The sequence below is a fragment of the Bacillus sp. 204(2023) genome, assembly GCF_037027505.1.
GTDB classification, from domain to species: domain Bacteria; phylum Bacillota; class Bacilli; order Bacillales; family Bacillaceae; genus Bacillus; species Bacillus subtilis.
Map to the genome: position 1 here is coordinate 202,526 of NZ_JAXCHE010000004.1, position 26,963 is coordinate 229,488.

The window sequence follows — 26,963 nt, forward strand, 5'->3', positions numbered from 1 at the left end:
ATTAATGCATACTCGGTGATTGTTTCTTTATGATGACTGAAGGGAGAAAAAAATTGCGTTGACAAACAAAAAGGAAGATTTTATTATATCAATAGATGATATATCATTTGTTGATATAGGAAATGAGGTGAACACTTGCCAAAGCAGCGTCCGCAGGAAATGGATCAGCTTACCGATCCAGCCTATTATATTGTCTTAACCTTGCTGGAGCCAAAACACGGATATTCGATCATGCAGGAGATTGAGGACATGACCGATGACTCCTTTACGATCGGCCCGGCTACCTTATATACATTGTTAAAGAAATTACTGCAAGAAGGGATCATTGAGCTTGTCAACAATGACAACCCGCGCCGCAAAGTGTACCAAACCACCTTGCACGGCCAAGAACTACTCAAACAAGAAATTCAGCGCAGAAAAGTGATGGCTGAACACGGTCAACGTGCTTTTCAACAATTGAAAGGGGATTCGTCATGAAACAGAAAAAATATATGATGTCTGAAGGGTTGGCCTTTTCAGAAGAAAAGGATATGAAGAGACAAAGTGATAAGGCCAGCAAAGGCTGGGTACTAGATTCTTTTGCGTTTATGGGGTATAAGTTTAGAAAAGCTGAGCCGCGGAAATTGATCTACAGCTTAGACTATCGTGCCGTCGATAATGACAACATAGATGAGTACCTTGAAATATTCGAAAATGCCGGATGGGAGCATGTTTGTTCTGAATACACCACACATATCTTTGCCGCCGCACCCGGAACGAAGCCGATTTACTCCGACCGTTCAACCATGATTGATAAATACAAACAAAGTGAATATACCCTCCGCTATATCACATTGTTCATGCTCTGTCTTACTGCGGTTTTCACTGTCATCAAGAGTATGTTTATTTCTGCTGAAGCTTCCATACTTCATAACACCATAAACATCCTTTCTTTCCGGCTATCCTCACTTACGCAGCCACTGTCTTCAGAATTTGGCGCGTCATACGCAGAAACCCCAACCTTGAGTGAAGGCTGGGGTTTTGCTTTTTAATAACTTTCCGTGCCAGTTCTAAATACATTTTCTAAGCTTATACTATCATTTCAAATTGAAAGTAGTACGTACCTATTTCTTAAAGTGCTAGCTAATTAGAAATTATTTTAATTAATAATCTCCTTGCTCGCTCGTGTAGTTCTAGTTCTCGCTTTAGTGCAGGATAGTTTTCTAAAATTCCATTCATTTGAGAGTACCTTGGGCATAGTTCAAAAAAAGATTTTGATAATGAATCAAGTTGGCGTTTGGGCAGTTTTTTATCTGCTAAAACATAACTTAGACTTCCAACGATGAGCATAAAAAATTCATAAAAATCTTCCGCTGAACAAAATTCATTATAATCTTCCTCTAATTTCTCAATATCAGAAGGAAATGGACCTTCTAAATCTCTTTTAATTCTCTCAAGGGTGGAAATTAACTCATTATCTAAATTGTAACGCTTATACTTTTTAATTATTATCCCTCCCCAAATAATTTGTGTCTTACAAAACACTATCTTCTTTTCTTCCAACCGTTATGCCAAAATGTAATAATTTTACCACTTCTCGTATAATACCCTCCTCTTTTGCCATTCTTAATTTTATAGCCTTTTTTCCCGTTAGAAAGAACATGTTTTTGTCTTAAATGTTTATTAGATCTATAAAAAGCCCTAGCTGCATTAGTGTACCTTTTTTTACCGTAAGATCTCCCTTTCCAAACGACATGTTTTTTATGATGATAATTTAAAGAAGCCTTTGCACTCTTAAAAGTGCCTTTACTCCAATATCTAGTCGTAGTAGCCCATTTTCCTATCCTACTAGCAATTTTTAACCTTCCCCCACCAATAAAACCAAATGCTGCAGCTTTAGCAACTCCTCGCCAGCCCTTACCAGATTTATATGCTTTATAAGCATCATAAGCCGCAAATCCAGCATTAATGGCTAGCCATACCCAATGCCCGTCCGGATCAACATTCATCACCGGGTTATTATTTCCATAAGCATACCCATTCTGATCCAATGAGTCTCCGTCGCTGCCCGGGTCTGGGTCGAGCGATAGGAACACGCCGTTTCTTGGCTCGTAGTAGCGGGCCATGAGATAGTACAGGCCGGTTTCTTCGTCGTATTGGTAGCCTGCGTAGCGGTAGCGGTTGTCTTTTACTTCGTCGCTTGCTTCGGTTTTTGTTGGATTTCCCCATGCGTCATACTGATATTTGGCAACGGTTTTTCCAGTGCTGTCTGAGAGTGCGATGACGTCGCCGTGTGCGTTGTAGTGATAGAAATATTTCTTGCCATTTTCTGTGTAGGATAACAGCTGGCCGCTGTCTCCGTACGTGTATGATTTTGTGACGTTGTTGTCCGCGTCTGTTTCATACAGGACGTTCAAGCTGTCTCCGTCGTAGAAGTAGTTCGTGACTTTTCCGTTGACGGTTTTTTGGATTCTGTTTCCTTTTTCGTCATACTTATATGTTGCGAATGGCTTGTCTTCGCCTTTTTTGGTAACGGCGGTCAGGTTATCTTCTGCATCCCACGTATATGTGAATTTGCCGTCGGATGTGCGGTTGCCGTTTTTATCGTAAGAGATGCTTTCATCATTGACTTTTGTCAGCTGGTTCATGATGTTGAAGGAAGCGTTCACCGTTTTGCTTGAGCCGTCTTTTACAGTTGTAACGGTTTTCCGGTTCCCGAATCCATCATATGTGTATTCAATGACAGTACCGTCTTCATGGGTTTCTTTGACAAGCTGATTCAGCTTCCCATACTCATATTGCACCTTGCCGCTTGCTGAGCTGTTTATCGTTGTGCGATTGCCGTTGGCATCATATTCATAGCTTTCCGTCAGAATGTTTCCGCCGTTTTTGTCACCGATATGCAGCGAGCTTACAAGGTTTCTTTCGTCATATGAAAAACTTGTTCCACCGCCGTTGCCCGTAATAAAGGTTTGGACGTTGCCATTTTCATCATAATCAAATGAATATGAAGATGTACTGTCTTTCATCTCAATCATTTGATCCAGCTTGTTATACGTAAATTGATTCGTTCCTTTTTGATCCCCATGGCTCCACGAGAAGGTTTTCAGCTTATCGGAGTCACTAGGGTATGTCCAAGTTTGGCTGCCGCCGCGGTCTGTCAGTTCGGTTAAACGGTTTTTGTTGTCAAATGTCCGTTTCTTTGTGGTGCTCTGCTCTTTATTGACGACCGACGTTTCATTTCCATTTTTGTCATACGTGAAATTGTACTTTTCTGTACCGTTATACGATTTTGATTTCACCCGGTCTGTTCCATCATAAGAAAGAGACACTTCGTTGCCATTTGGAGAAATGGTTTTGGTCAGGTTGCTGTTGGCATCATATTCGCTTGCTAACACATTGCCGAGAGGGTCAGTTGTTTTGACAAGCTTGCCCATCACATCATATTCGTATTTATAGGTTTGATCTGCCCCCGCCCGGATGGTTTTGCTTATCTCATTGCCTTCCTTATCATAGCTGTGAAGGATAGAAGTGCCGTTGGAGAGCGTCATGTTTGTCAATTGGTCTGCCTGATCATACGTATAGGTTGTTTTTTCACCTTTTGCATCCGTTTCAGCTGTTTTCTTACCAGTTTCATCGTAATCAGTTGAAGTGGCGTAACCTAGTTCGTCCTCTTCCTTGGTCACATAGTTGCCATTACTGTCGTACGTGCTTTTTGTCAGAAGGCTTCCTTCAATCAGACGGATATCATCAAACCAGACTGTGCCTGTCGCACTCTTTTGGAACAGAATGCTAATGTCCACTTTATTAATCGGCTTTGTTTTCGGTATAACAACAGCTGCGCGGTTCCATTCCTGTGTTCCAGAAGGGAATTTCGCATTGTATACGCCTGTGCTGCCGTCCGCGTAAGTGACATTAGCCTGCAGAGAATAGTCTTTTTCATCTGTAAATTTGACGCTGCTTGCTTTCGACATGCCTGTCAGTGTGAGATAAACTGGTTTGTCGTTTGCGCTTTGCCCTAAGACAACGGTTTGTTTTGTTACTGATCCGGCTTGGGACGCACTGGTCCGGGCAGCTTTTAATGATACATCATCATTAAAGCCTTCTTCAGAATCAACGGATGCCCCGCTTACATTCCAGCTTTCCGTTGCTGTTGTGAAACTGCTGTTTTGAACTGGGTTATAGCTTGACGATACTTCGCCTTTTTCCAGCTGGACTTCATCGAACCATGCTTTTCCTTTGCCATCTTTATCTTTATGATCGACTTCCATATACACAACAGCTTTTCCTGCATTTGCTGGAGTCGTAAAAGTGATTTGCCGTTTTGTCCAGTCATTTTTTCCGGCTAATGCACTGTATTCATTGTGAATCCATTGAATCCGTTTTTGATCTTTGTCTCGCAAATCAATGTTAAAGTAGGCTCTTGATTTCGCAAGATCTGTTTTGATTTTCCCGCTTAATGTATAGGTTGTATTCGGCTCCAGTTCAACTGTTTGAGTCGCTGAGGAATACCCGTGATCGGTTCCTGCAGACGTTGATTGGCTCAAGACTTCCAATGCCTTTGATCCGGAAAGAACTCCGCTTTTATCGGCGATGACTGAAATTTTGCCGCTGTCTTTAGAGGCAGTCAGATTCCAGCCGGATTTTTGCGCTTCAAAGCTTCCATCTTTCAAAATATTAGTTGAAGCTGATAAATCTTTGCTCGATTGAATCTGGTTTCCATATTTATCATAAACAGCTGCTGACGATGATTTTCCGCTCTGATCGGTTTCGGATACAGCATCCAGTCCGTCATAAGCAATATCCGTGACATTGCCCTCGGTATCCTTCATCTTTGTGACATCGTTGTTTTTGTTGTATTCGTATGTCTCAGTTCCATATGCATCTTTAACCGACGTAACGTTGCCATCTTTGTCATATTGATAGCTTTCCGTTGCTTTTCCGGTGCCTACGTCGTTTGGATCGACATCTTCTACAACATTGTTGCCTTCATACTTTGTATTCGTTGTAATTTTTAACCCTTCCGCATCATCAATGACCTGAATCGGATTTCCCGCTTCATTATAGCCATACTGTACTTTCCGGCCATTTGGCTGTGTCATGAGAAGCGTCTTTTTATCAGCATCATAGCTGTAGACATATGTTTCTTTTTTAGCGTTGATCGCTTTTTCGAGACGGTGTCCGCTATACTGATATTCGGTAAAGACAGGCTTTGCTTCGGTACTGTTGGCTGAATACTGTTTGACAAGGCGCCCTTCGCTATCGTAGTCATAGCTTGTGACAGTCCCGTCTGTATCTGTAACCTTCTTCAGCAAATCATTCTCATATGAGTAGGTGACTTTCTTGTTTTTAGGTCCGGTGATGGAAGTCACATGGCCGTTTTCATCATAGGTAAATGTAAGCTTGCGGCCTGATGCATCTGTAATGGCGGTCAGTTGATTTTTGTCGTTGTAAGTGTAGACGGTTGCATTGTTGTGGCCATCCACTACCTTTTGGAGTTTGCCGCCTTTTTTATTGAAATAAGCGTTAGTTTGATCCTTTGTTTTTAATATGAACTGATCAGCTGTTTCTGTTAATTCAAGATATACACCGGTCGGCGGCTGATACGTGCCATCGGCTTTTTTCGTAAATCGATGTGTCGTAGCGTCTTCATCGATATACATTGCCCCGCCATCCGTTGAGATGACAGATGTTTCTGCATCAGCATACCAGCCTTGCCCAAATAAATGATCAGAGCTATCAAGACTGTTGTAGGTTCTCGATAAGCCAAGTCCCGGACCGCGTCCGTCAATTGACAAATCTTCTTCATTCACAATGACATTGCCTGTCGCACCATTTAACTGGCCGCTTGGGATATCAATGATAGACCAGTACTCTTCTGTCCCTAGGAATTCTGCGCCTTCATGGAACGTTGGGTTAAAGGGCGCTGTCGGAATCGTTTCACCATTCGCATCATAAGCGACAAGCGTGAAAGAATAATTCTTTTTCCCTTTGTAATTCCCATTTGCATTGTTATAGACAGGTGATGGATCGAGGGCTAATTCCCCGCCTTTTCCATCGGTATGCAGCTTATAGCTTCCAGCTTTGATTTCCTCAGAAGTCGGCCAGATGTTTTTATTTTGGGTTGTCCAATGATCCGCGTCACCCACATCAAAGGATTGATATTCTTTACCGTTGTAAATGTTAACTTTATAGCCTTTCGCATTTTGAACCTTTTCCCATATCAAATTCACATAGCCCGTTTGACTCGATTTTGTATTTGTATACAAATAGCCAGTTACATTCTTTGGCTTAGCGATATCAGGAAGTGCCGGGTTAGCAGCCGGGGATGCAATGGCTTCGCCACCTTTGTTGTATGCGATAATTTTAAACGAGTAATTTTTTTTGGCTCCATCTCCCCCGGCGTTTTTATAGGTTGGTCCGGGATTGATCGGCAGCTCTGCTCCGCTTCCGTCCTTTAGGTGAAGAGCATATTTTCCCGCCTTGATTTCTGCACTTGTCGGCCAGATCTTTTTCCCTTTTGTGGTCCAAGACGTCTGATTTCCGAGATCAAGTGTCTCAAAGCCTTTCCCATTGAACACCTGAACCTTATAGCCGGTTGCACCGGATACAGCTTTCCAAGAAAGGTCGAAGTATCCTGTGGCATTCCCATTATTGTAGCCCTTTGCTGATGGTGCTTGTGCTTTTCCTACATTAGGGATAACGGGCTTTGCCGGTGCGGACATCGCTCCTTCACCTTGGTCAAATATCGCACTGACGCCAATCCAATAGTTTTTGCTTGTGGCATAGCTTCCGCCGGAGTTCTTATAGACCGGGGATGGGTCTAATGCCAATTCAGCTCCATCCTTGCCGTCCAGATGCAGTTTATATCGCTTGGAGGCAATTTCTGCGCTCGTAGGCCAGATTTTTTTTCCTTTTGTGCTCCACGACGTGACGTTTCCTGCAGAAATCGCTTGATATTCCTTACCATTGTAAATCCATACCTTATATCCTTTTGCACCTTCAACCTTTTTCCAGCTGATATCGAAATAACCAGTGGAATCACCATTGTGATAGGCTTTAATTGTAGGGGTGTTTCCCTTTGGTATGGTATACGTCACTTCAATATACGGTTTATTGGCGGAGTTCGCTGAAGAAATTAGTTTTTTCCAATATTCCTTGCCGTTTCCGTTTGTATGAAGCTTAAACCCATAGTTGGCCCCGCCGGAGTTCCATGACTTTACAGCAGCGGTCACATCATAACTCGCCCACTGTCCTTTATGGACGTCGGCTTTTCCGATATTTTTAGATGCCGGTTTGGTGTTCCATGTCACTTTTCCATTATCATAATTGCTGTTGACCGTATCCAGCCAAAGACCGGTTGCCTTTGTTCCATAATAGGAATGGGCTACGTATGTTTTTAATGTAGCTTTGGTGACAGTCATATTTTGAATTGGCTTTAGGTTGTTAAATTTCATGAACGCATAATTTGTGCCTGTTGTTTTGTCATAATAGCCCGTTTTCAGTACATAGGCCTTTAAATTAGCATCCCATTTTTGTGAGGAGGCCGAATAGTTCGTCGTCGGGTAGGCACTCATGACAAACGTGTCCGATGAAACAGATAAAGAAGTTGACGGGTCGATAGATACTGGATATACGCGTTCTGGGTCTTTCAGCCAGTTCTCGTCTGCCGTAAGATGAAGCAAATACCCTCCTTCATTCTTTTCCAGCTTATAGCTGACTTTGTCTGACCGTTCAACCTCGCCGGAAAGCTCATCTAGTTTTGAATCCGTCATAAAAGGTTTAGGCACAGAAAAAACAACTTTGCCTTTTTCATCAGAAAAATCAATGGATCCATCCTCTTGTTCTTTAGCCTGCAAATCGGTTTTTAACTGAAATGTAAATGTGTTGTATCCATCATACTGATGAAGGACTAAATCTTCTTTTATGTTTTCATTGAATGTGAAAGTCTGAAGATCAATATTCGGAAAAACATCCGGATACACAATCTCATTACTGTCAGTCTTATAATCTGCTGAGGTATCTTTCGGAGTAAGTGAAGTTTTATTCGGGCCTTTCGCTTCTACAAGTGAATATGTAACCTTATGGTCATTATGCTCAAAAGTCGCATAAAGCCCGTTCTTCATTTGCTTTTGAAAATCTGAATTCAAAATGGCATTCTCTGTCTCGACTTGTTTGCTTGTCGACTCTTTTAACTCGGGAGAAATGTCTTCCCAGTCTGCATCAGGTGTTTCCTTTGTATGAATAGGATCAAGGTATACTTCCTGTTTATAGACACCGTCACCTTCATAATAGAGTTTTGTATTTTCTGTTCTTTCAGAGGTGATCTCACCCTCTTTGTTTATATCTTTTGGATCAAAAGGTACGGCTTCCTCAGTTTGTTCTTTCTGAAGAGTTTCTTCTGGATCATCGGCAGCAATACGATTTCCATTCTCTTCTTCTGTGGTTTTTGCTAGTACATCTGCTGGCACTAATGAAATCATTAAAGCCAACACTAAAAATGCTGCAATGAACCTTTTAAAGTTTCGCCTCTTTCTTTTTTTCATTTTCTCTCTCCTTTTGTAATAAAAGTAATATTTACTCAATAATCTTAACTAGACTGAAATATTATTACAATATTTTTCTAGAAAATTTATCTTATTTTAAGGATTAGCGAGAGTCAATTGACCTAAAACAAAAAAAGGCCGCATAGGCCTTTTTACATTTTTTTATTATTGCATTTGTTCAATATCCGTACCCTCAGCTGCCACATTCGCCTTCCCCTGCCTCCTGACAAGCGTCAAGGCCATGCCCGCAAAGATCATTACGATGCCAAGCGTTTGATAGAGGTCAGGGCGGAAGCCTGTGAAGACGGTATCGAGCACGATCGCGACAGCGGGGTCGAGAAATACAATGATTGAAATAAATTTCGTTGATAAAAATCGTAAACTGTCAAAAAACAACAAATATACAATACCCGTATGGATGATGCCGGTAGATACCACCATAATCCAGTTTCCCTGAGATAGGTCAGCAAAAGCGCCAAAGTGAATAAACGGAATCAGGATGATAACCCCTAAACCCGTCTGCAAGAAGGTGGTCGTGTAAGGACTGAGATTGTGAATGCCTTTTCCCAATAAAGTGGTGAACGCATAAAACAGCGCGGCGAGAACTGCCCATATGATCCCTGATCCCATCAGCTGTGTCAATGAAGTGCTGCCGTTAATCCCGGAAATCAGCGCAGTTCCCAGAAAGCAGATGATAATGGAGCTGACGGAGATCACATTTAATTTCTCTCTGTAGAGGAAGCTCCCCAGAAGAAGAACAAGCACCGGCGCTAGGTGATAAACGGAGATGGCAATTGTAACGGACGTTTCTTCAAAAGACTTAAATAAGAACACCCAGTTGAATACAAGAAAGAAACCGCACGCCAATGTTTGCAGCACGTCTCTCTTGCTCCATTTTTCAGTTTTATACTGGCCGGACGCCAGCCAGCAAAGGCCTAAAAACAGCGTCGCGCAAAGGCAGCGGACAAAGACCAATTCAAATGACGGCAGATTGGTATGCTCTGAGAAAAAGCCGATAGAACCGAAAATCACCATAGAGATGACCATTTTGATTACGGCTGTTGATTTTTGTTTTGACGATATGGAAAGATCCTGTTGCATCAAACGTATTCTACCTCCAGTACTGCATAGCATAAACTGTTTTTTATGAATTCAGAAATCTACACATAGAATTCCTCTTTTTTACATGTAGATATTATAACACTTCTATTCTAAATAGAAAAAAGCGCCCAAGGGCGCTTTTTTTAACAAATCTATCGAACAATTAAAACCGGGCATGTTGATAATTGAGACACTTTATGGCTGACGCTTCCAAGCATCATTTCTTTCAGGCCGCTGATCCCCCGGCTGCCAACTACAATCAGGCTGACGCCTTTCTCTTTTGCGTGATTTAGTATCTCATGCGCCGGCTCGCCATTCGCGTAAATGGTTTCAGCTTGAACGCCTTTTTCGGCTGCTTTTTCTTTTGCATTTTTAAGGATTTTCAGGCCCTCTTTTTTAACCTCGTTCCTGATTTCATCAATAAAGTGTTCAGGCACATAGACAATTCCCGTCAGAGAAGAAGTCGTGACGACGGCTTCTCTCCCCACATGAAGAATGCTTAGTTCCGCTTGCTGCTCTTTTGCCAAATGCACTGCGGCATCAAGCGCTTTTGCACTCATGTCTGATCCGTCAATCGCTACTAACATTTTGTTAAACATGCTCTTCCCGCCTTTCGGACTGTGGGTGGTTCATCTTTCTCTTTTATTGTCCGCCTGCATTTCGTTATTGTCAATTGAAGCGCATGAGTTTTCAAAAATTTGTCAGAGACTCTCTCCGTTTGTGGCGATAACCTGCTGATACCAGTTGAAGCTTTTTTTCTTGATGCGGTTAAATGTTCCATTTCCTTCATTGTCCCGGTCCACATAAATGAAGCCGTAGCGTTTTTTCATTTCCGCAGTAGATGCGCTGACAAGGTCAATTGGCCCCCATGATGTGTATCCGATTAATTCAACGCCGTCCGCAATGGCTTCGCGTGCTTCAATTAAATGATCACGCAGATAGTTGATTCTGTAATCGTCCTGAATCGTGCCGTCCTCTTCAACCTTGTCTACAGCGCCAAGGCCGTTTTCAACGATGAACAGCGGCTTCTGATAACGGTCGTATAAGGTGTTGAGCGTGATGCGCAAGCCTTTCGGATCAATTTGCCAGCCCCATTCTGATGATTTGAGGTAAGGGTTTTTGACTCCGCCCAGCAGGTTGCCCCCTGATTTTGCAAGCTCTTCAGGATCTGTGCTCGCCGCCATCGACATGTAGTAGCTGAATCCAATATAATCCACCGTTTGTTCTTTCAAGAGCTCTTCATCGCCTTCAGCCATTTCAATTTCAATATTGTTTTCTGCCAGATAGCGTTTCATATATCCTGGGTATGCGCCTCTTGCCTGAACATCTGAGAAGAAAAGTGTTTTGCGCTCATTCTCTATTGCCGCGAAGACATCCTCCGGCTTAGAAGTCATCGGATAGGTTGTCGTTGCCGCTATCATACAGCCGATTTTCGAATCAGGAATGATATCGTGACCCGCTTTGACAGCAAGAGCACTGGCCACAAATTGGTGGTGTGCCGCCTGGTACATCGCGTTTAATTTGTTTTCTCCTTCTTCAAAAACAAGACCGCCTCCGGTAAATGGTGCATGGAGCACCACGTTAATTTCATTAAACGTCATCCAATACTTCACTTTGTGTTGATAGCGTTTGAAAACCGTTTTGGCATAGCGTTCATAAAACTCTATGACTTTGCGATTCTTCCAGCCGCCGTAATTTTTCACTAAACCGAGCGGCATTTCATAATGAGAGATGGTTACGACAGGCTCAATATGATGCTTTAACAGCTCATCAAACAGATCATCATAAAAGCTGAGGCCTTCTTCATTGGGCTCCTCTTCATCGCCATTCGGAAAAATTCTCGTCCACGCAATCGATGTGCGGAACGCCTTAAATCCCATTTCTGCAAATAAGGCGATATCCTCTTTATAACGATGATAAAAGTCAATCCCGTTGTGATACAGATTCAAGGAAGTCATTGATTCATCAAATGGAGACATGATCCCGTTCGGCGATACGTCAGCTGTCGAAAGCCCCTTACCACCCTCGTTATAAGCACCCTCCACTTGGTTGGCAGCAACTGCGCCGCCCCATAAAAATCCTTCTGGAAATCGTTTTGCGTTTGAACTCATATTGATCACCCCATTAGTTTTTTCAAGATAAAGCTAGCAACGCTTCTTTTGGATGCACTTTACCGATCTCTTTCACCGGCGAAAATGAATATTGGTCTGTGTTGGTCACGATCACCGGGGTAATGACGTCATATCCCGCGGCTTTGATTTGCTCCAGATCAAAGGACACGAGCGGATCTCCCGGTGCGACCTTGTCGCCTTCTTTGACATGAGCCGTGAACCATTGTCCCTCCAGCTTCACCGTGTCCAATCCAATGTGTATGAGTATTTCAGCTCCCTGATCACTCGTAATGCCAATTGCGTGTTTTGTTTTAAAAATGGTGGTAACGCTTCCACAAACAGGCGACACAACTTCTCCTTCTTCAGGCTCAATGGCAAATCCTTTTCCCATGACCCCTGCAGAAAACACTCCGTCTTTGACTTCGCTTAATGCTTTCACTTCTCCCTTAATCGGGCTGTGAATGATCTCTCTGCTGCCTTCATGCGCTGCCGGCTGCTGGCTGCCGTCAGAAGGGACATCCTCGAATCCAAGCAAATACGCAGCTGCTGTTCCCGCCACAAATGCAATCACGAGACCGATCATCGCGTAAATAAACGTTGGACCGATAAAGACAGGGATGCTCGGCAGACCTGCATTCCCCCCGACGATATAGGAAGCAACACCCGTCATGCCGTAAAACGCGCCACCGGCTGCACCGCCAATCAAAGCGGCCGCAAACGGCTTTTTCAATCGCATATTCACGCCGTACATCGCAGGTTCTGTGATCCCCATCAGCGCCGTGATGCTTGTGGTAAGCGCGAGTGATTTAAATTTTTTGTTTCTGGAGCGAAGGAAGACGGCAAATGATGCCCCAGCCTGCCCCATATTCGCCAAAAACATAGCCGGCAGTAAATAATCGTGGCCATTTTGAGCGATGTTGTTGATCATGATCGGCACAAAGGCATAGTGCATGCCCGTCATAATGATTAAAGAGAACGTTCCCGCCAGCAAAATCATTGCCACAAGCCCTGCATGATCAAACAAATAATTGACCCCAGAAGACAAGTATTCTCCTAAAATAGCGCCAAGCGGACCGACTGTAATCAATGTCAGCGGCACGACAATCAATAGCGTGAATGTCGGAACCACAATCAATTTGAGAGATGCGTGTGTAAAACGGTCAATCCATTTTTCTACGTACGAAGCAATCCAAATCGCCAGCAAAATCGGGATGACCGTTGACGAATAAGTGGCAGCGGTTACAGGAAGCCCGATAAAGGAAATCGGTTTCCCCGCACCGAGCAGGGCTGTCAAATCCGGATGCAGGATCGCCGCCGCAATGGCAGCCGCTACGTACGGATTGCTTCCGAATTTTCTCGCCGCACTCATCGCTAGCAGGAGCGGCAGGAAGTAGAACGCACCGTCACCGACAGCCGTCAAAATGACATGAACCTGGCTCTTCTCCGCCATCCAGCCAAACGTAACTGCCAGCGCCACAAGCCCTTTGATCATCCCCGCTCCCGCAATCGCAGGCAGAATCGGAGTAAACACCCCAGAAATCACATCAAAGACCGCACTCAGCACATTCTTTCTCTGAGAGGATGGACCAGCGCTCTTCTCATCACTGAGATTGCTGTGCCGCACAATCGCCTGATACACCTTCGGCACATCGTTTCCGATAATGATTTGAAACTGCTCGCCGCTGATATTGGTGCCCATCACCCCCGGCAGCTGCTCCAGCTGACTGCGATCCGCCTTCGCGTTGTCATGAAGATTAAAACGCAGCCTCGTCATGCAGTGAATCACGCGCTGAACGTTGTCTTCACCGCCTACGAGTTGTAATATGTCCTTCGATAATTTATCATAATCCATGTGTATACCTCCTTTTTATGGGGGACTGCTGGATGAAAGGTGGCCGCCTTTCACCAGCTTTTTTTGTATCAAATGCCGCATCACCTCCTAAAAGAGAATAAAAAAAACCTAAATGACACAGATTGCGAGAGTCACCTCCTGCACCTGCACCATTTAGGTTTTGCCTGCTTTCGCAGTAACAATCCTGACGGGTCGTTTTATTTGTTTGTAGGTATACTTTAGCACTAGATTCACGGGATGTCAACGCTTTCATTTTGAGTGTTGACTATGTTTTTAGAACAAAAGTAATCATAAAGGTTTGAACATAGTATTAACTTCAATAAAAAATTATTGTGATTAAAAACCTTGAAAGGCATTTTTTCCAATCAAGGTTAAGAATTGTTATCGTTTAAATTTTATTTAAAGACTTCTTTATTTGCACTATTACATTTTTTAGCCAATCAATTGGTTCTAAAATAAACGCAGGAAAATACACGCCATCTGCGCAAGATTGAATGTATTCATTTTTCTCATTGTCTGAATGCTCACTTTCAATAAAACCCGTTAAAAAGACAATAGCATACTCCAAATATTCTTTACTTTCCTCTGTTAATAACTCTTGTAAAGCGTCATCGGAAGATTCAATATCCTGATGGAATGTTCCAGCTAAAAACTGAAATACAGGGTCCTCTTGTTTATCGATCGATAACATGTCATCTCGCTCCTTTAAGGGAGAGGCAACGGGATAATGTTAAAATCATTCATCATCTAATAAATCAAGATAATACTGATCATTCTCTTCTATTTTTCTTAAGAACTCGGTGAGAGAAGTTGCAATTTGAATATCATAATAGTAAATCGGATTTTCATTATTATCATTTAATTCAATTGACATTAATGCCGATTCACTACCTTCAAAAAATATTAATTTATCATTCTCAAACTCATCATATATTTCTATGTCAGGATAAAATTCAAAGTCATTTATCCTCAATCGAAAGTCTCTTACAGAATATGGATCCAAAATGCGATTAGTATTAAACTCTGATCCTTTAATAAACCCATAGCCAACTTCTAAATAAAAATTCACTAATTCATTAGGTAATTTTAAGTTTAAATTTTTTTCAATCTCTTCAATCTCACTTTGATTCACTGGATAAAAATCATTTTCTTTGTTTGCTTTTATAAAATTATAACTCATTTTTTTTTGCCTCCTTTAAATAATTCATTTGCTGGTGAGCCTGTACCATGAATCCCAGCTTGATGCTCGTTAGGAAATTTTGCTGGATGCATATTCCACCATTCATGTTCTCCGCCAAAAGTATTCTCAATTATATGGTGAGCATCATACTTATCCCCTTTTTTTCTAATAATTTTACCTGTTTTTTCAGATACAACATTTTCCTTATAAACAGGCCATGTTTGTCCAGTGTTTTCTTCCCATTCTTTTATAACTTTATTTTTTACTTTATCAAATTTAGTCCTGTGTTTTGCAGTCTCTATTGGTGACATTTTTTTATATTCTTTATTTCTTAATGCTTCCTTTAATTTATCTATTTGATTTTTAGGTAATTCTCTACCTGTGCGTTGTTCTATATCTCTAGCATACTTTTTTATTAAATCAGAATTAATTTTATTAGCAGATCCACTTACATCATTCGCAATTTTCCCTTTATCCTTAGCAACGTTTTTAACTTCCGAAGCCTTCTTAGCCTTTTTCCCATCATTAATAAGTTTATTAATATCTATTAACTTTTCTAACTTAGCTATTTTGGAAAATGGTACTGAGTTTATGGAGGCAACAACACGGTCTTTCCCTGTGACTTTTTCGCCTGATACCGGATCTCTGCCCGTGGCTGCTTTAAATAGATCATACACGCCGGTAAGTTCTACAGCTGTCTCTAAAATTTTCACATATCCATTCTCATCCACTTTAATGTCCGAAAGCGAGACGACAGGTTCAAGCTTCATGTCATTACCAGATATGTATACATTGTAAAGTGTATCATTATAAACAACTTGCTTAACCTCTGCATTTGAGAAATCAGTTTTTATATGTTCTCTATGTTCACTCGTATTATACACTTTTCCATTGATAACGATGATATTTTTACTTACCTTTTTAGAATGACCCGTTTTGACAACTGAATCCACTTTAGACTTTTCATTCTCGGCTAATTTCTTCAACATCATCTCCATCGGTGAATCATCCGCCTGCTTCATTTGTGGGTTAATCGCGCCGAAGGTTTGGTTGATGTTTTCTTCTTCCTGTGATTTCAGGATGGAGCCGCTTTTGTAGCCTGTGATTTCAATTTTCGGGCCGGTGTACATGGTTTCGAGCTGATCAATGTATTTTTTCATCGTTTGAAAATCTGATTTTGCGGCTTCTAGTGCTTGGGTTTGCTGGCCGTCAAATTGAAAGAGCTTATTCAGGGTGTCCGAAATCAGCCGCTCAGCCTGTTCTGTTTCCATTCGGAAAAAGGTATCATTGACTGTCGGCAGGCTGACGATGTGATCTATGGCCGATGTCTGGCGATTTACTGCATCAGTGAGCTGCTCTGTCACTTCTCGTGCATACTTGACCCCATGTCTCGCATCGTGTGAGAGAAAAGCCTCTGCAATCATGCCGTGAGAGCCAGATTCTACAGAGGAAATCGCATGCTGTGTTTGTTTCAGTACTTTTTTGTATTCGTTGATAAACATGCCAAAGAAAAGGAGAAAAGGCTTGTGGCACTCCTCGTAAAAGGTCCGGATGGCATCTCCGCCTTTTCCCTTTAGCGCATCCTTCATGCCTGCCAGATGCTCAACGCTTTTTTCCAGCTTCTCCAGCTGTTGTTTTTGCTTGTCCAGTTTCTCAATCGTATGCTGAATGCCCTCGTGAAGAGCGTGGACATCTAATGTTTTCAATCCCTTGTCCTCCCGCGCTTTATTTCATGGAAGATGATATGTTTTCGTCCGTTTCCTTCATGGCGTTTACCGCGCTTTCCGTTTGTGCGATATGCTTGGCCAGAACAGATGCATATGCTTCAGTGAGCTCTTTGATGTCCTTATTTAATTGCTCAATGGACTTCACAACATTCAAATGGTTTCTGCCTGAGAGATGGCCGGGCAAGGAGGACTTGAGTTCTGCTGAATTCTTGAGCTGAGAGAGCCCTTGCTTCACTGTGCCATACACCATTTTAATTTCCTGTGCCATTTGTGCTCACCTCACTTTTTATGTTTTTCCTTCTCTATTTCATGCTCTATCCTCGTAATTTGGCGTCTTATGGAATAGACATCGCCCTCTAATGAGTGGATTTTTCCTTCTATGCTTTCGATGATTCCGCTGACTTGATCGCTTTTGATTTGCTGATATGCTTTGTTCATTCCTTCACGAATATCTTCAAACCGCTGAGCATGTGTTCCTCTCCATGCCTCCCGGTTAAGATGAGGCCGGTGAATGAGATGCTGGGCCTCGGAGAATTCGTGTTTGATTTGCCTGATTTCGTGCAGCACTCGTTTTAATTGATGGATCTGTTCCTGCTTTTCATGTAAGTCGGCTTTGACCGAATGTAACAACATTTCACTATGCATGCCGCAACACCTCGTGTTTCTATCAAACTGTGTCAATTCTTTACAATACAGACTATTTTCATATTACATGATGGGTCATATTGGATAAATAGGTAAAAAGGATTGTCTTGAGGAACTTTATCCCGGTTCTAAATAGCTAAAAATTCAATTTCATAACTTTGTAAGAGGGAGAATCATCATGATGGGTACTTTTCGTTTAGGTCTTGAACCCCGCTATCACTTCTGTTTTTTCTCTCGCTCAACCATTTCTTATAGTCAATAAAGCTCATAAAAAAGCGCCTTCTCTAGAAGGCGCCTTCTCCATCTTATTTAGATCCCCATACAGCCTCACCGCTGCCATTCAACACACTAAACGTCATCACGTTCTTCTCTCTCACCGAATCCCACTGGCGTAAAAATACGCCATTATACTTCTTGCCAGCTAACATAAGTTCAGCTGTATTTTTTCCGGTTTTCTTCCATGTTCCGGTCATTTCCCCGGAAATGGTGTGGTTTTTGTTGAGCTGGATGTTGATGGTTTGTTTGATGTCGGCTGAGATGTCTTTTCCGTGCTGGATAAGTTTGTATGTTCCTGTGATGTCTTTTTGTTTTACTTCTTTCAATGTTTCGCCCGCATAACGATATGGCGCTGCTACCGGCCAGCCGTCTTTGTTCATGAACAATTGGTGGACTCTGACTTCGTGTTCTTCACCCCTGCCCGGGAAGCGGGTGTGAAAGATTAAATAGGAGCGTCCGGTTTTTCCGTTATAGTATGCGGAGTTGTGGCCTGGTGAGACGTACCCGGTGCCTTTTTCATTTTCTGTTTCAAAAGTGTAGCTGCCCATGAGTTTGACGCCGTATGGTTCGATGGAACGGTCGTCGAAGAATGTGCCTTCTTTGCCGCGGACGTCGAGCATTGGATTGCCTTCTGCATCATAGTAAGGGCCGTCTGGTTTCTTGGAGCGGGCCACACGGATGTTATAGCCGCCTGTTGCATCGAGACCGCCATATGATAGGTATAAGTAGTAGTATTGGGTGTCTGGATTGTAGAGAACATACGGGCCTTCGATTCTGCTGTGGTTGCCGCCGAGCAGTTTTTTCCCGTATCCCTGCCCAGGAAGCGGGAAGCCCGTTTTTGGATTCATTTCAAGTATGAAAATGCCGCCTGAGTATGATCCGTACACCATCCACAGCTTTCCGTCTTTATCAAAGAAGGTATGCGGGTCGACGACATTCGGATGTTTGGTTGCGTCATACGGTGTTCCATCGCTGCTTGTGCCTTCCATTCCTGATTTCAAAAAGATGCCTTTGTTTTTGTATGGCCCTTCGATGTTGTCAGCGACGGCAACACCCATGGCGGACCTAGGCGAGTCGCCGCGGCAGGCGTTGTAGTACATGTAGTATTTGCCGTCCGCCAGCTGCGTGACGTCAGCCGCCCAAAGAGTATCGGATTGCGCCCATTCGAAGGTTTCTTTTAATTCTTTATAGACATTCGGAATCAGTGGGTTGTTGTTGCTTACGCTGGTGGTCAGCTGCTGCCATTGCATGAGGTCATTCGATTTCGCTGAAGCGAGATGAGATCCAAAAACATAATAGGTGCCATTTGTTTCAATGATGGAAGGGTCATGGACGCTGACTTCTTTAAAAATAGGTTTTTGTGCATAGACGGAGCTTGGGAGGATGAAGGCCATGATAAGAGCTGCAAGAAAACATACACGGAACAATCGGTTGAACATCTAAACAATTCGCCTCTCTTTTTTATTAAATTTTAAACGCTTACATTTCTCTATGAAGATACCCCGGCCTATTAAAACAGCCGAATGTTTTCATATTCAAACAGATAGGTGATTTCTCACTGTTCTCTTACATAGTCAGACTGATGTCTGGCTGTTTTGCGCAGAACTGCTGCTTGCATATCCTTTCCTTCATAGTTCAACTCTTTTGCTGTTTCTCCTTCTTTCATCACTCTGTTTTTCATTCGCGTACATGTAATAACTGCTTTGTCAGGTTTTGCATCGACTGTGATACAGCCATTTCGTTGTCGGCGGTTTTTAAGATGATGCCTGATTGCCCGTCAACACCGGAGTCATTCGGCTGGCTCTTTATAAAACGCCTTACGAAAAATACGACTTTGTAAACGCATATTGAGAGTTAGACAGCGGCGCTTGCCTCCTTGTCTGGATATCGTGTGCAATCGCTGAAAAAACCCATCCTGCTTTCTGCGTCGCGCTATTACAATACCAATCTAACTTGTTAAAGACTGTAAAAAACCTTTTGACTTCTGCTGCTGAACCAATTAATATAATACTCAGTTAATAGTTATCAGAATTTTTAGGAATTGAGTGATTCATATGACACTGCATAAAGAGCGTCGGATCGGACGGCTGTCTGTTCTCCTGCTGCTGAATGAGGCGGAAGAGAGTACGCAGGTTGAGGAGCTGGAGCGAGACGGATGGAAGGTCTGTCTTGGCAAGGTAGGATCAATGGACGCGCATAAAGTAGTAGCTGCAATTGAAACCGCTTCCAAAAAGAGCGGTGTCATTCAATCTGAGGGTTATCGGGAGTCACATGCGCTTTATCATGCGACGATGGAGGCTTTGCATGGCGTGACCAGAGGTGAAATGCTACTAGGATCGCTGCTTCGGACGGTGGGCTTGAGGTTTGCCGTTTTGAGGGGAAATCCTTATGAAAGTGAAGCGGAAGGCGATTGGATTGCTGTCTCGCTTTACGGAACAATCGGGGCGCCGATTAAAGGTCTTGAGCACGAGACATTCGGTGTTGGAATTAATCACATATGAAACAGCCCATAGATCTTAGACGATAGGGGGCTATGCGTGAAAATAGATGTTCACAGCATAGCTCCTTTTTGTATGGGCGCTTTACCAAAGTAAAGAAAAAGGAGTTGGGCTTATGGTGACTTTAGACGGTTCTTCATTGACAACAGCCGACGTCGCTCGTGTGCTGTTTGATTTTGAGGAGGCAGCGGCTTCCGAGGAAAGTATGGAGCGCGTGAAAAAAAGCAGAGCAGCAGTGGAACGGATTGTACGCGACGAAAAGACAATCTACGGCATCAACACCGGATTTGGCAAATTCAGCGATGTCCTGATTCAAAAAGAAGACTCGGCGGCGCTGCAGCTGAATTTAATCCTTTCTCATGCCTGCGGAGTTGGCGACCCTTTTCCTGAGTGTGTTTCCAGGGCAATGCTGCTTTTGCGCGCCAATGCGCTGTTAAAAGGCTTTTCCGGTGTACGTGCTGAGCTGATCGAACAGTTGCTTGCTTTTTTAAATAAACGCGTCCATCCTGTCATCCCTCAGCAGGGATCACTTGGCGCAAGTGGAGATCTGGCGCCGCTTTCCCACCTGGCGCTTGCGCTGATCGGGCAAGGAGAGGTCTTTTTTGAGGGGGAAAGAATGCCGGCAATGACAGGCTTGAAAAAAGCCGGTATTCAGCCGGTAACGCTGACATCCAAGGAAGGGCTTGCCTTGATTAACGGGACTCAGGCCATGACTGCAATGGGGGTGGTCGCCTACATCGAAGCTGAGAAACTAGCCTATCAAACAGAGCGAATTGCCAGCTTAACGATTGAAGGCTTGCGGGGAATTATCGATGCATTTGACGAGGATATTCACTTAGCCCGCGGCTATCAGGAGCAGATCGATGTCGCAGAACGAATTCGCTTTTATCTATCTGACAGCGGACTGACAACCTCCCAGGGAGAACTGCGGGTTCAGGATGCCTATTCATTGCGCTGTATTCCGCAAGTACACGGTGCGACTTGGCAGACACTAGGCTATGTCAAAGAAAAATTAGAGATTGAAATGAACGCAGCTACAGACAATCCACTCATTTTCAATGACGGTGACAAAGTGATTTCAGGCGGAAACTTTCACGGACAGCCGATCGCCTTTGCCATGGATTTTCTGAAAATCGCAATATCAGAGCTTGCGAATATCGCAGAGCGCAGGATCGAACGACTTGTGAATCCGCAGCTGAATGACCTGCCGCCGTTCCTGAGCCCTCATCCCGGTCTGCAATCCGGTGCAATGATCATGCAGTACGCCGCGGCCTCACTCGTTTCTGAAAATAAAACACTGGCCCATCCGGCAAGTGTGGATTCCATTCCGTCATCCGCCAACCAGGAGGACCATGTCAGCATGGGAACCATCGCCGCTCGGCATGCTTATCAGGTGATCGCAAATACAAGGAGAGTCATTGCGATCGAAGCCATTTGCGCATTACAGGCTGTTGAATACAGAGGCATAGAACATGCAGCGTCCTATACGAAACAGCTTTTTCAGGAAATGAGAAAAGTCGTGCCGTCCATTCAGCAGGACCGTGTTTTTTCCTATGACATTGAACGCTTGACTGACTGGCTGAAGAAAGAATCTTTAATACCTGATCATCAGAATAAAGAACTAAGGGGGATGAACATATGACTGATGTAAAAAAATCAATCCGTGCCAACAGAGGAACAGAGCTTGAATGCTTAGGATGGGAGCAAGAGGCAGTGCTTCGGATGCTTCGAAACAACCTTGATCCAGAGGTCGCCGAGAAGCCGGAAGACCTCATCGTATATGGCGGGATCGGCAAAGCTGCACGGGATTGGGACGCTTTTCACGCCATTGAGCATTCCTTGAAAACATTAAAAAATGATGAAACATTGCTCGTGCAATCCGGAAAGCCAGTTGGCATGTTCCGTACACACCCGCAGGCCCCGCGCGTGCTCCTGGCAAATTCTGTTCTTGTTCCGAAGTGGGCAGACTGGGAGCATTTCCACGAACTTGAGAAAAAAGGGTTAATGATGTACGGACAGATGACGGCTGGCAGCTGGATTTACATTGGCTCACAAGGCATATTGCAAGGAACCTATGAAACCTTCGCTGAACTGGCGCGACAGCACTTTGGAGGCAGCTTAAAAGGAACATTGACGCTGACAGCGGGTCTCGGCGGAATGGGAGGCGCACAGCCGCTGTCTGTCACGATGAATGAAGGCGTCGTTATTGCCGTCGAGGTTGACGAGAAACGCATCGACAAGCGGATCGAAACAAAATACTGCGATCGAAAAACAGCATCGATTGAGGAAGCCTTAGCTTGGGCTGAAGAGGCAAAGCTGGCAGGAAAACCTTTGTCCATTGCGCTTCTCGGAAACGCGGCTGAGGTGCATCACACACTTTTGAACCGAGGCGTCAAAATTGATATTGTGACAGATCAGACATCTGCCCATGACCCTTTAATCGGTTATGTTCCCGAAGGCTACTCCCTTGATGAAGCTGACCGTTTGCGTCAAGACAATCCAGAGCTTTACGTGCGCCTTGCGAAGCAAAGCATGAAAAAACATGTCGAAGCCATGCTGGCCTTTCAGCAAAAGGGCTCTATTGTATTTGACTACGGCAACAATATCCGGCAAGTCGCAAAGGATGAAGGGCTGGAGAATGCCTTCGATTTTCCGGGGTTTGTCCCTGCCTACATCCGCCCTTTATTCTGTGAAGGAAAAGGGCCGTTCCGTTGGGCGGCGCTTTCCGGAGATCCGGCAGATATTTACCGTACGGATGCGTTATTAAAAGAGCTGTTCCCGACAAATAAAGCCCTTCACCGCTGGATTGATATGGCACAGGAAAAAGTCACCTTCCAAGGCTTGCCGTCCCGTATCTGCTGGCTTGGATATGGAGAACGAAAAAAGATGGGCCTCGCCATTAACGAGCTGGTTAGAACCGGGGAGCTAAAAGCGCCTGTCGTTATTGGGAGAGATCATTTGGACTGCGGGTCTGTCGCCTCTCCAAACCGGGAAACAGAAGCGATGAAGGACGGAAGTGACGCTATCGGTGATTGGGCTGTGCTAAATGCGCTTGTCAACACGGCGGCGGGTGCAAGCTGGGTTTCCTTCCACCATGGCGGCGGTGTCGGAATGGGCTATTCCCTGCATGCCGGTATGGTCGCAGTGGCCGATGGAAGTGAGCTGGCTGACGAGCGGCTCGCCCGTGTCTTAACGAGCGACCCGGGAATGGGCATTATCCGTCATGCGGATGCGGGTTATGAACGTGCCGTTGAAGTAGCGAAGGAACAGGACATTATCGTGCCGATGCAAAAATAAAGGAGTGATGACATGCCAAAGCAAATTGATACGATTCTCATCAACATCGGTCAGCTTTTGACGATGGAAAGCAGCGGTCCGCGGGCAGGCAAAAGCATGCAGGATCTTCATGTGATCGAAGACGCTGTTGTCGGCATCCATGAACAGAAAATTGTGTTCGCCGGACAAAAAGGGGCTGAAGCCGGTTACGAGGCAGACGAAATCATTGACTGTTCGGGACGCCTTGTAACGCCTGGCCTCGTTGATCCGCACACCCATCTTGTATTTGGCGGATCTCGTGAAAAGGAGATGAACCTTAAGCTTCAGGGCATTTCATATTTGGATATTCTGGCGCAGGGCGGCGGGATTCTGTCTACAGTCAAGGATACCAGGGCGGCTTCAGAAGAAGAGCTGCTGCAAAAAGCCCATTTTCATCTGCAAAGAATGCTGTCCTACGGCACAACCACAGCAGAAGTGAAAAGCGGCTACGGCTTGGAAAAAGAGACAGAGCTCAAACAATTGCGTGTCGCAAAGAAACTGCATGAAAGCCAGCCTGTTGATCTTGTTTCCACATTTATGGGAGCACATGCGATTCCTCCCGAATATCAAAACGATCCAAATGAATTTCTGGATCAAATGCTTTCCCTTTTGCCGGAAATCAAAGAGCTGGAATTCGCCAGCTTTGCTGATATCTTTACAGAAACAGGCGTTTTTACAGTCAGCCAATCCCGCCGTTATTTACAAAAAGCAGCTGAGGCGGGCTTCGGATTAAAAATACACGCAGATGAAATCGATCCGCTTGGAGGAGCTGAATTAGCAGGTGAGCTAAAGGCCGTCTCAGCCGACCATTTGGTAGGTGCATCGGACGAAGGCATAAAGAAATTGGCTGAGGCAGGAACGATCGCCGTCCTCTTGCCGGGCACGACATTTTATCTTGGCAAAAGCACATACGCCAGGGCAAGAGCTATGATTGATGAAGGGGTATGTATCAGCTTGGCAACGGATTTTAACCCTGGCAGCTCGCCGACTGAAAATATCCAGCTGATCATGTCGATTGCCGCGCTTCATTTGAAGATGACAGCAGAAGAAATATGGCACGCGGTCACAGTCAATGCCGCATATGCCATAGGGAAAGGTGAAGAAGCCGGTCAGCTCAAAGCTGGCCGCTCAGCTGATCTTGTCATTTGGCAATCCCCGAACTATATGTATATTCCGTATCACTACGGAGTCAACCATGTACATCAAGTCATGAAAAACGGAACAATTGTTGTCAACAGGGAGGGAGCCATTCTTGGATAAGTACCCTTTTCTCAGAGAGGCCGGATCTTCGTTTAAAGACCGGGATGTCACAAAAATGAGCGACCTGATCGCAACATGGGACGGCCAGGACATTAAGGGACCGGCGTTGATAGGTGTCCCCCTATCAAAATCATCCATCAGTCATTCAGGCGCTTCCTTTGCACCCGGAACAATACGCCAGGCTCTGAAACATTCATCAGCCTATTCTGCTGAGCTTGGAGAGCATGTCGTATCAGAGCTTCTATATGATCTGGGGGATATCGATATTCATGTCACTGATATCGTAAAGTCACATCATCACATTTTCCAAACTATGCACGCTCTGCTTTCGGACCATCCGGATTGGGTGCCGCTCATACTTGGGGGAGACAATTCGATCAGCTACTCCACCATAAAAGCGATAGCACAAACGAAAGGAACGACAGCAGTGATTCAATTTGATGCCCATCATGATGTTCGCAATACGGAGGACGGGGGGCCGACAAACGGCACCCCCTTCCGCCGCCTTTTGGATGAAGAGATTATTAAAGGTCAACATTTGATCCAGCTGGGGATCAGAGAATTCAGCAACAGCCAGGCCTATGAAGCATATGCAAAAAAACATAACGTGAACATTCACACGATGGACATGATACGGGAAAAAGGGCTCATCTCCACGATAAAAGAGGTTTTGCCAGCCGTTCAAAATAGAACAGATTTCATTTTTATTTCTGTTGACATGGATGTCTTAGACCAGTCCCATGCACCCGGCTGTCCAGCGATTGGCCCGGGCGGCCTCTATACAGACGAATTGCTTGAAGCAGTCAAGTACATTGCACAACAGCCCAATGTTGCCGGGATTGAAATTGTTGAAGTCGATCCTACCCTCGATTTTCGAGATATGACAAGCAGAGCTGCAGCTCATGTTCTGTTACACGCATTAAAAGGAATGAAACTCTCCCCATTCAAGTGATCTTCTGGCAGGTTGTATTTTGGGCATAAGAAACTCATCTGCCTAAGGAATGGCAGCTAAAAGGAGGGCGAGACAGTGAATCTTCAGGAGAACAGCAGCCAACAGCTAAAACGCACAATGAAAAGCAGGCACCTATTTATGATCTCATTGGGAGGCGTCATAGGCACAGGACTTTTCCTCAGTACGGGCTATACGCTACATCAAGCCGGACCCGGCGGTACGATACTCGCTTATGTAATCGGCGGGTTGATGATGTACCTCGTCATGCAATGTCTCGGCGAATTGTCGGTTGCCATGCCGGTAACCGGCTCTTTTCAAAAATATGCTACAACATTTATCGGTCCATCTACCGGTTTTATGGTCGGCATCATGTACTGGATCAATTGGGTGGTGACAGTAGGCTCTGAGTTTACCGCATCCGGTATTCTCATGCAGCGCTGGTTCCCTGACAGCAGTGTATGGATGTGGAGTGCGATTTTTGCAGCCCTTCTTTTTATATGCAACGCATTTTCAGTTAAGTTATTTGCGGAAACTGAATTTTGGTTTTCCAGCGTAAAGATTGTCACCATTATTTTATTTATCATTCTAGGAGGAGCCGCCATGTTTGGCCTGATCTCTTTAAACGGAACGGCGGATGCTCCTATGTTGTCAAACTTCACGGACCATGGCGGGCTGTTTCCGAATGGCTTTCTCGCCGTTTTTATCGCGATGATATCTGTGAGCTTCGCCTTTTCCGGTACAGAGTTAATCGGCGTTACAGCAGGAGAATCAGCAAATCCTCAAAAAGATATTCCGCGGTCCATCCGTAATGTTGCATGGAGAACCGTGATTTTTTTCATTGGCGCTGTCTTCATATTATCCGGGCTGATTTCATGGAAGGACGCAGGCGTGATTGAAAGCCCGTTTGTCGCCGTATTTGCGGAGATCGGAATCCCTTACGCTGCTGATATTATGAATTTCGTGATATTAACAGCCTTGCTGTCTGTCGCCAACTCAGGCTTATATGCTTCGACCCGTATGATGTGGTCGTTAGCAAATGAAAACATGATCAGCTCCCGTTTTAAGAAAGTGACATCTAAAGGCATTCCTTTAAATGCCTTAATGATCAGTATGGCTGTATCTTGTTTATCTCTCGTTTCCAGTATCGTGGCCCCTGGAACTGTCTATGTGGTGATGGTCGCAATTGCTGGATTTGCAGGAGTCGTGGTCTGGATGAGCATTGCCTTGTCCCAACTCTTGTTTCGAAAGAGATTTCTGAAAAAAGGGGGGAATGTAAAAGATCTGACATTTCGCACGCCGCTTTATCCTCTTATGCCTATAGCCGCTCTCTTATTATGTTCTGCTTCTTGTATCGGTCTTGCTTTTGATCCCAATCAAAGAATCGCACTTTTCTGCGGAGTTCCTTGTATCATCCTTTGCTATCTGATCTACCATTTCAAAAGAAATGTTACAAAAGCGAAAAAAATCAGCCAAGAGGAATATCAGGCTGATCACATCCTGTAATCAAAAAAGCACACCCCA

20 protein-coding genes and 1 pseudogene are annotated in these 26,963 nt (G+C 44.3%); 8 read left to right on the plus strand and 13 right to left on the minus strand.

Annotated features, from left to right (window positions below):
- Positions 1 to 135: 135 nt before the first annotated feature.
- Positions 136 to 477 (plus strand): PadR family transcriptional regulator, encoded by a 342-nt coding sequence (locus tag WA279_RS10555; protein ID WP_336155371.1) that lies wholly within the window; start codon positions 136 to 138, stop codon positions 475 to 477.
- Positions 474 to 1,031: a DUF2812 domain-containing protein gene (locus WA279_RS10560; protein WP_336155372.1), complete on the plus strand. Its 558-nt coding sequence runs from the start codon at positions 474 to 476 to the stop codon at positions 1,029 to 1,031. Before WA279_RS10555 ends, WA279_RS10560 begins: the two co-directional genes overlap by 4 nt.
- A gap of 91 nt (positions 1,032 to 1,122) precedes the next feature.
- On the opposite strand, the gene WA279_RS10565 is transcribed toward WA279_RS10560, so the two are convergent.
- The 13 genes and pseudogenes from WA279_RS10565 to WA279_RS10625 form a co-directional block, all read right to left on the minus strand.
- Complete coding sequence (locus WA279_RS10565; protein WP_336155373.1) at positions 1,123 to 1,542, minus strand: YxiJ family protein; 420 nt, start codon at positions 1,540 to 1,542, stop codon at positions 1,123 to 1,125.
- The gene (wapA, locus tag WA279_RS10570) at positions 1,524 to 8,525 is read right to left on the minus strand and encodes a tRNA nuclease WapA (protein WP_336155374.1); all 7,002 of its coding nucleotides are present in this window, start codon (positions 8,523 to 8,525) and stop codon (positions 1,524 to 1,526) included. The genes WA279_RS10565 and wapA overlap by 19 nt, the downstream gene beginning before the upstream one ends.
- 165 nt (positions 8,526 to 8,690) lie before the next feature.
- Positions 8,691 to 9,626 (minus strand): DMT family transporter, encoded by a 936-nt coding sequence (locus tag WA279_RS10575; RefSeq protein ID WP_046161098.1) that lies wholly within the window; start codon positions 9,624 to 9,626, stop codon positions 8,691 to 8,693.
- A 152-nt stretch (positions 9,627 to 9,778) separates the two neighbouring features.
- Entirely contained in the window at positions 9,779 to 10,225 is a 447-nt protein-coding gene (locus WA279_RS10580) for a universal stress protein (protein ID WP_336155375.1), read from the minus strand.
- A gap of 102 nt (positions 10,226 to 10,327) precedes the next feature.
- A complete protein-coding gene (bglH, locus tag WA279_RS10585) occupies positions 10,328 to 11,737 on the minus strand; it encodes an aryl-phospho-beta-d-glucosidase (RefSeq protein ID WP_336155376.1) in 1,410 nt (469 codons plus the stop codon).
- 22 nt (positions 11,738 to 11,759) lie between these two features.
- On the minus strand, positions 11,760 to 13,589 hold the full coding sequence (bglP, locus tag WA279_RS10590; protein ID WP_336155377.1) for a PTS beta-glucoside transporter subunit IIABC: 1,830 nt from the start codon (positions 13,587 to 13,589) through the stop codon (positions 11,760 to 11,762).
- A gap of 388 nt (positions 13,590 to 13,977) precedes the next feature.
- Positions 13,978 to 14,280, minus strand: a complete 303-nt coding sequence (locus WA279_RS10595) for a contact-dependent growth inhibition system immunity protein (protein WP_336155378.1) — start codon at positions 14,278 to 14,280, stop codon at positions 13,978 to 13,980.
- Between the two features lie 45 nt (positions 14,281 to 14,325).
- Positions 14,326 to 14,769, minus strand: a complete 444-nt coding sequence (gene yxxD / locus WA279_RS10600) for a type II toxin-antitoxin system antitoxin YxxD (protein ID WP_336155379.1) — start codon at positions 14,767 to 14,769, stop codon at positions 14,326 to 14,328.
- Positions 14,766 to 16,475: an LXG family T7SS effector ribonuclease toxin YxiD gene (gene yxiD, locus WA279_RS10605; RefSeq protein ID WP_336155380.1), complete on the minus strand. Its 1,710-nt coding sequence runs from the start codon at positions 16,473 to 16,475 to the stop codon at positions 14,766 to 14,768. Before yxiD ends, yxxD begins: the two co-directional genes overlap by 4 nt.
- Positions 16,476 to 16,494: 19 nt before the next feature.
- The gene (locus WA279_RS10610; protein WP_003218942.1) at positions 16,495 to 16,764 is read right to left on the minus strand and encodes a YwqI/YxiC family protein; all 270 of its coding nucleotides are present in this window, start codon (positions 16,762 to 16,764) and stop codon (positions 16,495 to 16,497) included.
- An 11-nt stretch (positions 16,765 to 16,775) separates the two neighbouring features.
- Positions 16,776 to 17,141 carry a YwqH-like family protein gene (locus tag WA279_RS10615; RefSeq protein WP_003218945.1) on the minus strand — a complete coding sequence of 122 codons (366 nt, stop codon included), beginning with the start codon at positions 17,139 to 17,141 and terminating at the stop codon, positions 16,776 to 16,778.
- Between the two features lie 305 nt (positions 17,142 to 17,446).
- Entirely contained in the window at positions 17,447 to 18,856 is a 1,410-nt protein-coding gene (abnB, locus tag WA279_RS10620) for an arabinan endo-1,5-alpha-L-arabinosidase AbnB (protein WP_336155381.1), read from the minus strand.
- Positions 18,857 to 18,991: 135 nt separating this feature from the next.
- Positions 18,992 to 19,154 (minus strand): annotated as a pseudogene (locus tag WA279_RS10625) (hypothetical protein).
- A 317-nt stretch (positions 19,155 to 19,471) separates the two neighbouring features.
- On the opposite strand from WA279_RS10625, the gene hutP reads away from it, so the two are divergent.
- The 6 genes from hutP to WA279_RS10655 all read left to right on the plus strand — a co-directional run bounded on the left by hutP (position 19,472) and on the right by WA279_RS10655 (position 26,945).
- Positions 19,472 to 19,918: a hut operon transcriptional regulator HutP gene (hutP, locus tag WA279_RS10630; RefSeq protein ID WP_003243875.1), complete on the plus strand. Its 447-nt coding sequence runs from the start codon at positions 19,472 to 19,474 to the stop codon at positions 19,916 to 19,918.
- A 112-nt stretch (positions 19,919 to 20,030) separates the two neighbouring features.
- The gene (gene hutH, locus WA279_RS10635) at positions 20,031 to 21,557 is read left to right on the plus strand and encodes a histidine ammonia-lyase (protein ID WP_014478452.1); all 1,527 of its coding nucleotides are present in this window, start codon (positions 20,031 to 20,033) and stop codon (positions 21,555 to 21,557) included.
- Positions 21,554 to 23,212: a urocanate hydratase gene (hutU, locus tag WA279_RS10640; RefSeq protein WP_336155382.1), complete on the plus strand. Its 1,659-nt coding sequence runs from the start codon at positions 21,554 to 21,556 to the stop codon at positions 23,210 to 23,212. Before hutH ends, hutU begins: the two co-directional genes overlap by 4 nt.
- Positions 23,213 to 23,224: 12 nt before the next feature.
- Complete coding sequence (gene hutI / locus WA279_RS10645) at positions 23,225 to 24,490, plus strand: imidazolonepropionase (RefSeq protein WP_336155383.1); 1,266 nt, start codon at positions 23,225 to 23,227, stop codon at positions 24,488 to 24,490.
- Positions 24,483 to 25,442 carry a formimidoylglutamase gene (hutG, locus tag WA279_RS10650; RefSeq protein ID WP_327828852.1) on the plus strand — a complete coding sequence of 320 codons (960 nt, stop codon included), beginning with the start codon at positions 24,483 to 24,485 and terminating at the stop codon, positions 25,440 to 25,442. Before hutI ends, hutG begins: the two co-directional genes overlap by 8 nt.
- Positions 25,443 to 25,517: 75 nt before the next feature.
- Entirely contained in the window at positions 25,518 to 26,945 is a 1,428-nt protein-coding gene (locus WA279_RS10655) for an amino acid permease (RefSeq protein WP_019712856.1), read from the plus strand.
- Positions 26,946 to 26,963: the final 18 nt, after the last annotated feature.